The sequence below is a fragment of the Delftia acidovorans NBRC 14950 genome, assembly GCF_001598795.1.
In the GTDB taxonomy this organism is placed as follows: domain Bacteria; phylum Pseudomonadota; class Gammaproteobacteria; order Burkholderiales; family Burkholderiaceae_C; genus Comamonas; species Comamonas acidovorans.
On record NZ_BCZP01000002.1, the window covers coordinates 59747 to 71855 of the forward strand.

Genomic DNA, 12109 nt, shown 5'->3' on the forward strand with positions numbered 1-12109 from the left:
ACACCGTGCGGAAAGCACCCCTGCCATGACCCTGCCACTCGACCACATCGTCATCGCGGTCCAGGAACTGGAACGCACCATTGCCGACTACACCGCGCTGGGCTTCAACGTGCTGCGTGGCGGCGAGCATCCGGGCCGCTCCACGCACAACGCCCTGGTGGTGTTTGCCGACGGCGCCTATTTCGAACTCATCGCCTGGCGCGCACCCGCGCCCGAGGAACGCTGGTGGCAGCAGCTGCAGCGCCATGGTGAGGGCATTGTCGATTTCGCGCTGCTGCCCACCGAGACCGGCGCCGTGGTTGCCGCCGCCCAGGCGCGCGGCCTGGACTACGAGGCGCCCTACGAAGGCGGCCGCCTGCGCCCCGACGGCGCGCAGCTGCGCTGGCGCAATGCACGCGCCCGCAGCCAGGACCTGCCCTTTCTCTGCGGCGACCTCACGCCGCGCGCCCTGCGCGTGCCCGAGGGCGATGCACGCGTGCACCCCAACGGCGCCACCGGCGTGGCCCGGCTGCACGTGGCCGTGCATGACCTGCGCGCCAGCCTGGCACGCTGGCGCGCGCTGCTGGGTGAGGGCGCCGACATTGGCGAGGCCCGGCTGTCGGACGACGGCAGCGCCTACCGCGCATCGCTGAGGCTGGGCGCCACTGCGCTGGTGCTGGCTGCGCCCGCCCAGGGCGTTGCCACGGGCGCCCTGGGCCACCGTCTGGCCACGCGCGGTGAAGGCCCTTATGCCATCGAGCTGGAGGTACGCCAGCCCGCGTCTGCGCTGGCGCTGGACGAGACCGCCACGCATGGCGCGCGCATCGTGCTGGCCCAGGTTTCCCCGGCCAGGGAAACCGCCGCCGCCTAGGCGAAATGCGTGGGCGCTAGAATGGCGCCCCGCTGACACCCATGCCCACCCCGGTGGGCGTTTTCGTTGCAGCCGCGGCCTCCCTTGAGGGGCGCCGCGGCGCGGCGCTGCTTGCCATGACGACTGCTTCCACTCCTGCCACGCTGGGCATAGATTTCGGTACCTCCAACTCCGCCATGGCCTGGCGCGCCCCCGGCCAGACCGCACGCCTGTTGCCGCTGGAGGGCGATGCCTGCGGCATGCCCACGGCGCTGTTCTTCCATACGGACGAGCACAGCACCCATTTCGGGCGCGACGCCATGGCCCAGTACCTGGACGGCGAGCCGGGCCGGCTCATGCGCTCCCTCAAAAGCCTGCTGGGCAGTGCGCTGCTGCAGGAAAAGACGGCGGTGCACGACCAGTTCGTGAGCTACCAGGACATCATCGGCCTGTTCCTGCGCCGCGTGGCCGACCGGGCGCGTGCCTCGCTGGACGGCCGCCTGCCCGAGCGCGTGGTGCTGGGCCGGCCCGTGCATTTCGTGGACGACCATCCCGAGCGCGACCGCCAGGCCCAGCAGGCCCTGGCCGATGCCGCGCGCGTCGCAGGCCTGGGCGATGTGGATTTCCAGATGGAGCCCATTGCCGCCGCTCTGGACTACGAGCAGCGCCTCACGCAGGAATCCGTGGTGCTGGTGGTGGACATCGGCGGCGGTACCTCCGACTTCACCGTCGTGCGCCTGGGGCCCGAGCAGGCCGGCCGCAGCGATCGCCGCGACGACATCCTGGCCACCAGCGGCGTGCACATCGGCGGTACGGACTTCGACCACCGGCTCAACCTGGCCCAGCTCATGCCGCTGCTGGGCTACCGGCACATCGGTCCCAGCGGCCGCGAAGTGCCCAGCCGCGTGTTCTTCGACCTCTCGACCTGGCACCTGATCCAGTGGCTGTACTCGCCCAAGGCCCTGGCCGAGGCGCGCAACCTGCGCACCGACTACAGCGACCAGCGCCTGCACAAGCGCCTGATGGAAGTGCTGGAACTGCGCGAAGGCCACCGCCTGGCCGCCGTGGTGGAGCAGGCCAAGATCGAGGCCTCCACGCGCCATGCCGAAGCGGCCATCGAGCTGGGCTGGCTGGAATCGGGCCTGTCCGCCGCCATCTCGCCCGAGGTGCTGCACGAGCAGCTGCAAGGCCCGCTGCAACAGGTCGTTGCCTGCGCCCAGGACTGCCTGCGCCTGGCCGGCGTGGCGCCCCAGGCGCTGGACGCCATCTACCTCACGGGCGGCTCATCGGCCCTGCGCACGCTGCGCGATGCGCTGCGCGAGGCCTTCCCCGGCGTGCCCCAGGTCGAAGGCGACCTGTTCGGTGGCGTGGCCACCGGCCTCGCGTATGCCTGATCAATCCGCGTCGCCGTCCTCCTCGGCGGCCTGCTTGATCGCCAGCGCGGCGTCATAGAGGCGGTTGCGCGGTGCGCCCGTGATCTCGGCGGCCAGGCGCACGGCGGTCTTGGTGGGCAGTTCGGCCAGCAGCAGGCGCAGCACGCGCAGGGCGTCGGCGTCGGCCTCATCGCCACCCAGGGCCACCGGGTGCAGCACCACGGCGAATTCGCCCTTGCTGCGCTGGGGCACGGCCTGCAGCCAGTTCGGCAGCGCGCTGGCGGGCATGGTGGCAATGTCCTCGAACTGCTTGGTGATCTCGCGTGCCAGCGTCACCGGGCGCTCGCCCAGCGTGGCCAGGGCGGCGGCCAGGTCGGCAATGCGGTGGGGCGCCTCCAGCAGCACGGTGCAGCGCGGCTGCAGGGTCAGTTGCTGCACGGCAGCCAGGCGCTCGGCCGACTTGGTGGGCAGAAAGCCTGCGAAGACGAAACCTCCCTCGCCCTGCGAAGGCGTGACCGCGCCGGCCACGCTGATGGCGGCCGTGATGCTGCTGGCGCCGGGCAGCGGAATGCAGCGCAGGCCCGCGGCCTGCACGGCTGCGCACAGGCGTGCGCCGGGGTCGCTGACCCCGGGCGTGCCCGCATCGCTGACATAGGCAATGCGCTGGCCCTGCTGCAGCCGCGCCACGATCTGCTGTGCCGCCTCGGCCTCGTTGTGCTGGTGCACGGCCAGCAGCTGGCTGCCGGGCCGGTCCAGTCCATAGGAGCGCAGCAGGCCCTGCGTGTGGCGCGTGTCCTCGCAGGCCACGCAGTCCACCAGCTGCAGCACATGCAGGGCGCGCAGGCTGATGTCGGCCAGGTTGCCGATGGGAGTGGCCACCACGTAGAGGGCGCCCTGCGGATAATGCTGGGATGCCGCAGCATCCTTGGCTGCGCCCAGCGCGGTGGCGAAAGAGGTAGTCAATGGGTTTCCTTGCGAAAAAGCCGGCAGGCGCGGGGCCGTCTGCCCTCACGACCCGGCATCGGGGCCAGCAGGCCGAGGATGCGGCGCTGGCCCATCTGCAGGCGGCCGGCCTGCGTCTGGTCGAGCGCAATTATCGGACGCCGGGCCGCGGCGGCGGCGAGATCGACCTCATCGTGCAGGCGCGCGACGGCACCGTGGTCTTTGTCGAGGTGCGCAGCCGCGGCACGCGCGCCTTCGGCGGTGCCGGCGCCAGCATCGGTGCCACCAAGCAGCGGCGCATCGTATTTGCGGCGCGCCACTACCTGATGCGCTGGTCCGCGCCGCCGCCGTGCCGCTTCGACGTGGTGCTGGTCGAGCCCGGCGCCGGGTCCGCCGTGCAGTGGCTGCAGGCCGCCTTTGACGCCGAAGGCGCTTGATCCGTTACCGCTGCAGCACAAATAACGCCTGGCTACGAAAGACTTCAAGGGCGGCAGTTATCATCGGGCCTCCATGCTTGAGCAACGTATCCAACAGCATTTCATCGACAGCGCCGACCTGAAATACCAGGCCGCCCAGGCGCTGAGCCAGCCCATTGCGGCGGCAGTGCAGGCCATGCTGGCCTGCGTGACCAGTGGCGGCAAGGTTCTGGCCTGCGGCGCAGGCGCCTCTGCCAGCGATGCCCAACTCTTCGCCGCCCTGTGCGTGGCCGGCTTCGAACGCGACCGGCCCGAGCTGGCTGCCGTGGCCCTGGTCTCCGACGGCGGCCTGCTGGGCACCGTGGGCGCCACGGGCTCGGGCGGCAACGCCACCCAGTACCTGGCGCGCCAGATACGCGCCCTGGGCCAGCCCGGCGACCTGCTGCTGGTGCTGTCCGCCACGGGCAACGACGTGGCCGTGCTGGAGGCGCTGGATGCCGCCCATGAGCGCGACATGATGGCCGTGGTGCTGACCGGCCGCACGGGCGGCTCCCTGGCCGGCCGCGTGCGCGAGACCGATGTTCTGATCTGCGTGCCGCACGACCGTGCGGCGCGCGTGCGCGAAACCCATACGCTGGTGCTGCACTGCCTGTGCGACGGCGTGGATGCCCAGTTACTTGGTGAACAGGAGATGCCTCTATGAAGTTCCGTTGGTCCCGCGCCGCCTGCGGTGTGCTCGCCGTCGCGTCCCTGGGCGCCGCCCTGTCGGGCTGCGTCGCCCTGGTGGGCGGTAGCGCCGTGATGGCCGGCATGTCGGTGGCGGACCGCCGCACCACCGGCACCCAGGTGGAAGACCAGGGCATCGAGCTGCGCGCCAACAACCGCATCGCCGAAGTGCTGGGCGACAAGGCCCATGTCAACGTCACCAGCTACAACCGCCAGGTGCTGCTGACCGGCGAGGCCGGCAATGAGGCCGACCGCCAGACCATCGAGAAGCTCGTGCGCGAGCAGCCCACGGTGCGCAATGTCTTCAACGAAGTGGTGGTGGCTCCCTTCACCTCCACGCTGAGCCAGCGCTCCAAGGACACGCTGGTCACCACCCAGGTCAAGGCCAGCCTGCTGGACGCCAAGGACATCCAGGCCTCGGCCTTCAAGGTCGTGACCGAGAACAAGGTCGTCTTCCTGATGGGCATCGTCACCCCGCGCGAAGCCAAGCGTGGCGCCGAGATTGCACGCGGCATCAACGACGTGACCAAGGTCGTGCGCGTGGTGGAAGTCATCTCCGAGGACGAACTGGCCCGCATGCAGCCCCAGTCTGCCCCCGTGGTCACCGACGACTCCGGCAAGGCCGCCGCAGCCAGCGCCCCCACCAGCCTCTCGGAAAGCAGCCTGTCCACCCCCGCAGGCGCCACCGCCACCCCGGTGAAGTGATCACCGCCGCCTGAAAGCAAAAGCCGGAACATGTTCCGGCTTTTTTCATTGCTTACTGAGTCAGCCACTGCAACCGACCTTTGAAACCGGCGCGACCAAAAAGCCAGGGACGCCGAGCAAGAGCCGCCTCGCGGCGGGGGCGCCTAGCCGAGGGCGTCGTCCCCCTCCCCCGCGAAGCGGGTAGAGAGGCGCCGTGCAACGAGGGGGAAGCGGCGTAAGCCGCTCAGGGGGTGAGCCTCTTGATGAGGCTGGAGGTATCCCAGCGCCTGCCGCCCATCTGCTGCACATCGGCATAGAACTGGTCCACCAGGGCCGTGACGGGCAGGCGCGCGCCGTTGCGCTGGGCTTCGGCCAGCACCAAGCCCAGGTCCTTGCGCATCCAGTCCACGGCAAAGCCGAAGTCGAACTTGCCTTCGGCCATGGTGCGGCCACGGTTGTCCATCTGCCAGCTCTGGGCGGCGCCCTTGCCGATGACATCGAGCACGCTGGGAATGTCCAGTCCCGCGCGCTGGCCGAAGGCGATGGCCTCGGACAGGCCCTGGACCAGGCCCGCGATGCAGATCTGGTTGACCATCTTGGTGAGCTGGCCGGCGCCGCTGTCGCCCATCAGCGTGCAGGCGCGCGAGAAGGCCATGGCCACGGGCTGCATGGTGGCGAAGGCGGCCTGGTCGCCGCCGCACATCACGGTGAGCTGGCCGTTCTGGGCGCCGGCCTGGCCGCCCGAGACGGGTGCGTCGATGAACTGCAGGCCCAGCTCCAGCCCGGCCGCATGCAGCTCGCGCGCGACTTCGGCCGATGCCGTCGTGTGGTCGGCGAAGATGGCGCCGCGGCGCATGCCCGCGAAGGCGCCGTCCGGGCCCAGCACGACCGAGCGCAGGTCATCGTCATTGCCCACGCAGCTGAACACGATGTCGGCGCTGGCCACGGCCTCGCGCGGCGTGGCCGCATGGCCGCCGTTGAACTCCTCGCACCAGGCGCGGGCCTTGGCCGGCGTGCGGTTGTAGACCGTGACGCGGTGGCCTGCCGTGGCCAGGTGGCCGGCCATGGGGTAGCCCATGACGCCCAGCCCGAGGAAGGCCACGGAAAGAGGGGCGGTGTCCGCATAGCTGCGGGCGGCGATGGAGGAGTCGGACATGGAAGCAATCCTGAGAGGTGGTGGGAGGCGGGTGGCGCAGGGCCGCGTCCGGCGCGGCCCTGGAAGGAGCCGGCATGCCGGCTCAGCGCACTGAAGGCGCGGTCAGGGCGTGCATGGCACGCCCCTCAGACGATGGCGAAATGCTCGGTGCCCGCCGCCAGGTCCAGCGACTTGGCGCGCTGGCTGCCCAGCTTGATCTGCAGCCGCAGGTCGTTGACCGAGTCGGCATTGCGCAGTGCATCCTCGTAGGTGACCAGGTTGGACTCGAACAGGTCGAACAGCGCCTGGTCGAAGGTCTGCATGCCCAGGTTGCGGCTTTTCTTCATGATCTCCTTGATCTCGGTGACCTCGCCCTTGAAGATCAGGTCGGAGATCAGCGGCGAGTTGAGCATCACCTCGATGGCGGCCACGCGGCCCTTGCTGTCCTGCTTGGGCAGCAGGCGCTGGGAGACCATGGCGCGCAGGTTCAGCGACAGGTCCATCAGCAGCTGCGGGCGGCGGTCCTCGGGGAAGAAGTTGACGATGCGGTCCAGCGCCTGGTTGGCGCTGTTGGCGTGCAGCGTGGCCAGGCACAGGTGGCCGGTTTCCGAGAAGGCGATGGCGTGCTCCATGGTCTCGCGGTCGCGGATTTCGCCCATCAGGATCACGTCGGGCGCCTGGCGCAGGGAGTTCTTGAGCGCCGCGTCCCAGCTGTCCGTGTCCAGGCCCACTTCGCGCTGCGTGACCACGCAGTTCTTGTGCGGATGCACGAATTCGATGGGGTCCTCGATGGTCACGATATGGCCGTAGGAGCTCTCGTTGCGCCAGTCCACCATGGCGGCCAGCGTGGTGGACTTGCCCGAGCCCGTGGCGCCGACCAGGATGCACAGGCCGCGCTTGGTCATGGCCACCTCCTTGAGCACCTGGGGCACGCCCAGGCTGTCGATGGTGGGCAGGGCCAGCGGAATCGTCCGCATCACCATGCCCACGCGGCCCTGCTGGATGAAGGCGTTGACGCGAAAGCGCCCTATGCCCGGGGGCGAGATGGCGAAGTTGCACTCCTTGGTGCGCTCGAAATCGGCGATCTGCTTGTCGCTCATGACCGAGCGCGCCAGCGTCAGCGTGTGCACGGGCGACAGCGGCTGCGGCGACACCTTGGTGATGCGCCCGTCGATCTTGATCGCCGGCGGGAATTCCGCCGTGATGAACAAGTCGCTGCCGTTGCGGCTGACCATGAGCTTGAGCAGGTCGTTGATGAACTTGGTGGCCTGATCTCTTTCCATTGCCGTATTCCCCCGGGCATTGCGCGCCGTTGTGGCGCGCAGGTTGTTTTGTTATTTGCAGGTAGGCCGGTCCGGCCCGCAGGGGCCAGGCGTCCTCATATTCAACTCACTCACTCACTGTCTATGTGTGCTGCTCTTCGCCCAGGCGCACGCTGATGGCGCGCAGCCGGAACGAGAGCTTGCGCGCCAGCAGCGCCATCAGCTTGGCGGCCAGCGCGGCGTCCTTGGCCATCATCTCGTCCAGCGCCTCGGCGCTGAGCACGCCGATCTCGCAGTCGGTCAGCGTGGTGCAGCTGGAAAAGCGCGGCCCGCCGTCCAGCAGGGACATCTCGCCCAGGATGTCGCCGGGCCGCGTCTGCGCCAGGCGCATGCGCTCGCCCCAGGGCTGCTGGCGCTCCACGGCGATCTGGCCGGACAGCACCACGGCCATGAAGCTGCCGTTCTCCTCCTGGCGGATCACGTCGCGTTGCGGTGCCACGGCCGCGTAGATGAAGTATTCACTGAGCCGCTGCAGGCTGGCCGCATCCAGCTGGCCCAGGTAGCGGTCTCGCGACCACAGCTGCTCCAGCTGGCCGCCGCCGCCGCGCGGCAGCCGCGTGGCCCCGACCTCGATGGCGCGCGCCTCCCAGGGAACGGGAGGAGTGTGCGGGTCCATGAAGCCATGCGCCGCCAGCGTGGTCGTGAAGAAGGCCGACTCGGAGGCCGGGGCCGAAGGCTCCTGGCCGCTTCGCAGCTTGCGGAAAATGCTTTTCATGGCGCGTGGCGAGAGGCTGGGCGGGTGGCGGTCAGCCCGGGAAGTTGTCCGGTATCTTGGCCTTGGCGCGGGCTTCCGCCGGGCTGATCAGGTTGCGCCGCACCAGATCGGTCAGGTTCTGGTCCAGCGTCTGCATGCCCACATTCTGACTCGTCTGGATGGTGGAGTACATCTGGGCGACCTTGGCCTCGCGGATCAGGTTGCGGATGGCGCTGGTGCCCAGCATGATTTCGTGGGCCGCGATGCGGCCCTGGCCGTCCTTGGTCTTGCACAGCGTCTGCGAGATCACGGCCTGCAGCGATTCGGAGAGCATGGCGCGCACCATCTCCTTTTCCTCGGCGGGGAAGACGTCGATGATGCGGTCGATGGTCTTGGCGGCGCTGGAGGTGTGCAGGGTGCCGAAGACCAGGTGGCCCGTCTCGGCCGCCGTCATGGCCAGGCGGATGGTTTCCAGGTCACGCATTTCGCCCACCAGGATGGCGTCCGGGTCCTCGCGCAGCGCCGAGCGCAGGGCGGCCGAGAACGACTGCGTCATCGGCCCGACTTCACGCTGGTTGATCAGGCACTTCTTGGAGTCGTGCACGAATTCGATGGGGTCCTCCACCGTCAGGATGTGCCCGTACTCGGTCTCGTTGAGGTGGTTGACCATGCCGGCCAGCGTGGTGGACTTGCCCGAGCCCGTGGGGCCTGTCACCAGCACCAGGCCGCGCGGCTTCAGGGCCAGGTCGCCGAAGATGCGCGGCGCGTTGAGCTGCTCCAGCGTCAGGATCTTGCTGGGAATGGTCCGGAAGACGGCGGCCGCGCCCCGGTACTGGTTGAAGGCGTTGACACGGAAGCGTGCCAGGCCCTCGATCTCGAACGAGAAGTCCACCTCCAGGAACTCCTCGTAGGCCTTGCGCTGGGAGTCGCTCATGATGTCGTAGACCATGGCGTGGACGGTCTTGTGGTCCAGCGGATCGACATTGATGCGGCGCACATCGCCGTGCACACGGATCATCGGCGGCAGCCCCGCGGACAGGTGCAGGTCGGAGGCCTTGTTCTTGACGCTGAATGCCAGCAATTGGGTGATGTCCACGGAGTTCGCTCCCTCGTTTGGTACGCTGGCGGCAATTATGACGACGATTGAAAACAAGCTTCAACAGATTCACGAACGGATTGCCTCGGCCTGCGCGCAGGCGGGCAGGGCGTCCGGCTCGGTGCAATTGCTGTCCGTCTCCAAGACCTTCGGCGCCGACGCCGTGCGCGAGGCCGTGCTGGCCGGCGAGCGCAGCTTCGGCGAGAACTACATCCAGGAGGGCGTGGACAAGATCGCCGCCGTGCGCGCCATGGGCCTGCCGGGCGGCGAGGCCCTGCAATGGCATTGCATAGGCCCCATCCAGAGCAACAAGACGCGCCTGGTGGCCGAGCATTTCGACTGGGCCCAGACCGTGGACCGCCTGAAGATCGCCGAGCGCCTGTCGGCCCAGCGCCCCGAGGGCCTGGCGCCGCTGCAGGTCTGTATCCAGCTGAACGTGGATGGCGGCGAGACCAAGGCCGGCGTGGCACCGCAGCAGGCGCTGGAACTGGCCGCCGCCATCGTGCAGCTGCCGCGCCTGGCGCTGCGCGGCGTGATGAGCATTCCCGACGATGCGCCGGGCTTCGAGGCCCAGCGCGAGGTGCATGCCCGCGCCACCGCCGTCTTCGAACAGATCCGCGCCAGCGGCCTGCCGGGGCTGGAGCGCTTCGACACGGTATCCATGGGAATGACCGGCGACCTGGAAGCGGCCGTGGCCGCCGGATCGACCATGGTGCGCGTGGGCAGCGGTATCTTTGGCCAACGCAACTACGCCCCGCGCTGAGCGGGGCGTAGCTGGCTTGGCTGGCGGGGCAGGCCGCCTCAGCGCCCGCCGGGCCGCTTCATCTGGCAGTCCGTGGGCAATTCCACCTGCTCGGGCGTGTAGACGGCATCGGTGCGAAAGCCGTAGTTCGTGCCTTCCCAACCGGTCTTGACCAGCTTGCCGTCCACGGGCGCGATGGTGTTGACCACCTGGGGCAGCAGCAGCTGGTGGTCCTTGCCGCGCATGCGCACGGGGCCGACCACGGTGTCCATCTGCAAATCCTCCATGGCCAGCGCGATCTTCACGGGTTCGGTGGACTGTGCCTTGGCCATGGCGGCGGCCAGCATGCGCGGCACCAGGTCCATGCGCGGGGCCAGGAAGTCCTTGCCCATGCGGGCCTTGTATTCCTGGGCGCGGGCATCGGCCAGTGGGCGGCCGGTCTGGCCCGGGTGCCATTCGGCCACCCAGGTCAGCTGGCCGATGCGGGTCTGGGCGAAGGATGTCACCGTGCCCGGCATGCCGCCCGCGCTGTGGTTGAAGTAGCGCAGGTCATAGCCCGAGTCGGCGGCTGACTTGAGCAGCAGGGTCAGGTCCTGGCCCCAGTTGCCCGTGATCACCGAGTCCGCACCCGTTTCCTTGATCTTGGCCACATAGGGCGCGAAGTCCTTGACCCGGCCTATGGGGTGGAGCATCTCGCCCGTGAACTGGATGTCAGGCCGGGCCGCGCTCACCATCTGGCGCCCGTAGGCCGCCCACTGCTTGCCGTGGGCGTAGTCCTGGTTGAGCAGGTAGACCTTGCGGATGCCCGGCTGGGTCTTGATGTAGCTGGCAATCGCCTGCATGCGCATGGCGGTGTTGGCATCGAACATGAAATGCCAGAAGCTGCAGGCCTTGCCCGTCAGCTCGGGGTCGATGGAGGAGTGGTTGAGCACCAGCACCTCCTTGCCCGGATTGCGCTGGTTGTGGCGCGATGCCGCCTGCACCAGCGCCGCCACCACCGAAGAGCCCGAACCTCCCGTCACCACCACGCGCGCGCCCTGGTCGATGGCCGCCTGCAGCGCGGCCTGGCTCTCCTGGGCCGAGAGCTTGCTGTCGAACTGCAGCAGCTGCAGCTTCGCGCCGTTGAACAGCCCGCCCTTGGCGTTCACATCCTCGACCGCGTACTGCACGTGGTCGCGCATCAGCTCGCCCGTGCTGACGAAGGGGCCGGACAGCGGATCGATGAAGGCGATCTTGAAGGTCTCGCCGCCCTGGGCGTGGGCGGCCGTGCTGCACAGCAGGGCGGCGGCGAGAACGATGGATGGTTGGGAATATCGTCGGATGCAATGGCGGCGGATCGGCATGTCTTGTCTCCTCGAAGGAATGGTCGTCAGTCCTTGCCGGGCGGCTCGGCTCGGGGCCGGCTGCGCCGTGCAGGCGTCTTTTTCGCGGGGGATGCGGCAATGGCTTCGGGCGCGGTGGCTGGCGCCGCCCGCAGGCCCAGCACGCGGCTGGCCAGCTCGGTCAGCTCGGCCACCATCTCGGCCGTGCCCAGGCGACCGCCGGGGCGGTACCAGTTGTAGAGAAAGCCCGGCAGGCTGCAGGCGGCCTGGGCGGTGATGCGTGTCTCGCGGAAATCGAGATGGCCGCTGGCGCGGCCTTCTTCGAGCAGCGCGCAGAACTGGCGGTAGAACTGGCGCGCCAGCGTGCGCGAGGCCTTCATGTACGCAGGGCTGAAGGCCTGGGGCTCGCGGTAGGGAAAGAAGGCCGCCGGATAGTGGGCAATGGTGGCCGCGATCAGGCGCTGCAGGCCGTCCACGGCCTTCTCGTGCGCGGCGCGCGCATCGTCGGCCGCGAAGTCCAGCACCGTGAAACAGGCCTCGGTGGGCGCCCAGCACAGGGTCTCGAAGATCTCCTGCTTGTTGCGGAAGTAGTAGTAGACGAAGGGCTTGGTTACGCCCAGGGCCTGGACGATCTGCTCCATCGTGGTGTTGGCGTAGCCGTTGCGGTCGAACAGGGCCTCGGCCGCCTTGAGGATGCGTTCGCGCTTTTCATCGGAGCCGGCCGTGGGAAGGCGCTGGCGGCCGCGCGGGGTGACAGGGGGCTTGGGCATGCGGGAAATCTCGTGTCGCGTCGGTGGCTGCGATGGTTATACCGATGGGTAGCAATGT

Annotated in this window: 13 protein-coding genes; 6 read left to right on the forward strand and 7 right to left on the reverse strand. The window is 68.9% G+C overall.

Going from position 1 to position 12109, the window contains the following annotated elements:
• Window positions 1-25 precede the first annotated feature (25 nt).
• A complete protein-coding gene (locus DA1_RS02995; RefSeq protein ID WP_034389974.1) occupies window positions 26-850 on the forward strand; it encodes a VOC family protein in 825 nt (274 codons plus the stop codon).
• 116 nt (window positions 851-966) lie between these two features.
• Window positions 967-2223 carry an Hsp70 family protein gene (locus DA1_RS03000; protein ID WP_034398104.1) on the forward strand — a complete coding sequence of 419 codons (1257 nt, stop codon included), beginning with the start codon at window positions 967-969 and terminating at the stop codon, window positions 2221-2223.
• Here the strand turns inward: DA1_RS03000 and rsmI are convergent, their stop codons facing one another.
• A complete protein-coding gene (gene rsmI / locus DA1_RS03005) occupies window positions 2224-3165 on the reverse strand; it encodes a 16S rRNA (cytidine(1402)-2'-O)-methyltransferase (RefSeq protein WP_034389976.1) in 942 nt (313 codons plus the stop codon). It abuts the gene before it with no gap.
• Here rsmI and DA1_RS03010 point away from each other — a divergent pair.
• The 3 genes from DA1_RS03010 to DA1_RS03020 all read left to right on the forward strand — a co-directional run bounded on the left by DA1_RS03010 (window position 3165) and on the right by DA1_RS03020 (window position 4991).
• Window positions 3165-3581: a YraN family protein gene (locus DA1_RS03010; protein WP_013804432.1), complete on the forward strand. Its 417-nt coding sequence runs from the start codon at window positions 3165-3167 to the stop codon at window positions 3579-3581. The genes rsmI and DA1_RS03010 overlap by 1 nt on opposite strands.
• A 73-nt stretch (window positions 3582-3654) precedes the next feature.
• Entirely contained in the window at window positions 3655-4263 is a 609-nt protein-coding gene (locus DA1_RS03015) for an SIS domain-containing protein (protein ID WP_012202994.1), read from the forward strand.
• Complete coding sequence (locus DA1_RS03020) at window positions 4260-4991, forward strand: BON domain-containing protein (protein ID WP_034389978.1); 732 nt, start codon at window positions 4260-4262, stop codon at window positions 4989-4991. The genes DA1_RS03015 and DA1_RS03020 overlap by 4 nt, the downstream gene beginning before the upstream one ends.
• A 223-nt stretch (window positions 4992-5214) precedes the next feature.
• Here DA1_RS03020 and DA1_RS03025 read toward each other — a convergent pair whose 3' ends face one another.
• From DA1_RS03025 to DA1_RS03040, 4 genes are all read right to left on the reverse strand, one after another.
• Window positions 5215-6126, reverse strand: coding sequence for an NAD(P)-dependent oxidoreductase (locus DA1_RS03025; protein ID WP_034389980.1), 912 nt, complete (start codon window positions 6124-6126; stop codon window positions 5215-5217).
• 125 nt (window positions 6127-6251) lie between these two features.
• A complete protein-coding gene (locus DA1_RS03030; protein WP_012202997.1) occupies window positions 6252-7388 on the reverse strand; it encodes a PilT/PilU family type 4a pilus ATPase in 1137 nt (378 codons plus the stop codon).
• 121 nt (window positions 7389-7509) lie between these two features.
• A complete protein-coding gene (locus DA1_RS03035) occupies window positions 7510-8142 on the reverse strand; it encodes a cyclic nucleotide-binding domain-containing protein (RefSeq protein WP_012202998.1) in 633 nt (210 codons plus the stop codon).
• Between the two features lie 31 nt (window positions 8143-8173).
• Window positions 8174-9217 (reverse strand): type IV pilus twitching motility protein PilT, encoded by a 1044-nt coding sequence (locus tag DA1_RS03040; protein WP_012202999.1) that lies wholly within the window; start codon window positions 9215-9217, stop codon window positions 8174-8176.
• A gap of 37 nt (window positions 9218-9254) precedes the next feature.
• Between DA1_RS03040 and DA1_RS03045 the strand changes: the two genes are divergently transcribed.
• Window positions 9255-9980, forward strand: coding sequence for a YggS family pyridoxal phosphate-dependent enzyme (locus DA1_RS03045; RefSeq protein WP_034389983.1), 726 nt, complete (start codon window positions 9255-9257; stop codon window positions 9978-9980).
• A gap of 38 nt (window positions 9981-10018) precedes the next feature.
• On the opposite strand, the gene DA1_RS03050 is transcribed toward DA1_RS03045, so the two are convergent.
• Both DA1_RS03050 and DA1_RS03055 read right to left on the reverse strand, forming a co-directional pair.
• Complete coding sequence (locus tag DA1_RS03050; RefSeq protein WP_034389985.1) at window positions 10019-11302, reverse strand: branched-chain amino acid ABC transporter substrate-binding protein; 1284 nt, start codon at window positions 11300-11302, stop codon at window positions 10019-10021.
• Between the two features lie 26 nt (window positions 11303-11328).
• Entirely contained in the window at window positions 11329-12051 is a 723-nt protein-coding gene (locus tag DA1_RS03055) for a TetR/AcrR family transcriptional regulator (protein ID WP_034389987.1), read from the reverse strand.
• Window positions 12052-12109 lie beyond the last annotated feature (58 nt).

Excerpts from the sequence above, each read along its gene's own strand:
- DA1_RS03000 (WP_034398104.1), top strand. The coding sequence starts at position 967 with ATGACGACTGCTTCCACTCCTGCCACGCTGGGCATAGATTTCGGTACC.
- DA1_RS03020 (WP_034389978.1), top strand. The coding sequence starts at position 4,260 with ATGAAGTTCCGTTGGTCCCGCGCCGCCTGCGGTGTGCTCGCCGTCGCG.
- DA1_RS03015 (WP_012202994.1), top strand. The coding sequence starts at position 3,655 with ATGCTTGAGCAACGTATCCAACAGCATTTCATCGACAGCGCCGACCTG.
- DA1_RS03045 (WP_034389983.1), top strand. The coding sequence starts at position 9,255 with ATGACGACGATTGAAAACAAGCTTCAACAGATTCACGAACGGATTGCC.
- DA1_RS03010 (WP_013804432.1), top strand. The coding sequence starts at position 3,165 with ATGGGTTTCCTTGCGAAAAAGCCGGCAGGCGCGGGGCCGTCTGCCCTC.
- DA1_RS03030 (WP_012202997.1), bottom strand. The coding sequence starts at position 7,388 with ATGGAAAGAGATCAGGCCACCAAGTTCATCAACGACCTGCTCAAGCTC.
- DA1_RS02995 (WP_034389974.1), top strand. The coding sequence starts at position 26 with ATGACCCTGCCACTCGACCACATCGTCATCGCGGTCCAGGAACTGGAA.
- DA1_RS03050 (WP_034389985.1), bottom strand. The coding sequence starts at position 11,302 with ATGCCGATCCGCCGCCATTGCATCCGACGATATTCCCAACCATCCATC.
- DA1_RS03035 (WP_012202998.1), bottom strand. The coding sequence starts at position 8,142 with ATGAAAAGCATTTTCCGCAAGCTGCGAAGCGGCCAGGAGCCTTCGGCC.
- DA1_RS03025 (WP_034389980.1), bottom strand. The coding sequence starts at position 6,126 with ATGTCCGACTCCTCCATCGCCGCCCGCAGCTATGCGGACACCGCCCCT.
- DA1_RS03055 (WP_034389987.1), bottom strand. The coding sequence starts at position 12,051 with ATGCCCAAGCCCCCTGTCACCCCGCGCGGCCGCCAGCGCCTTCCCACG.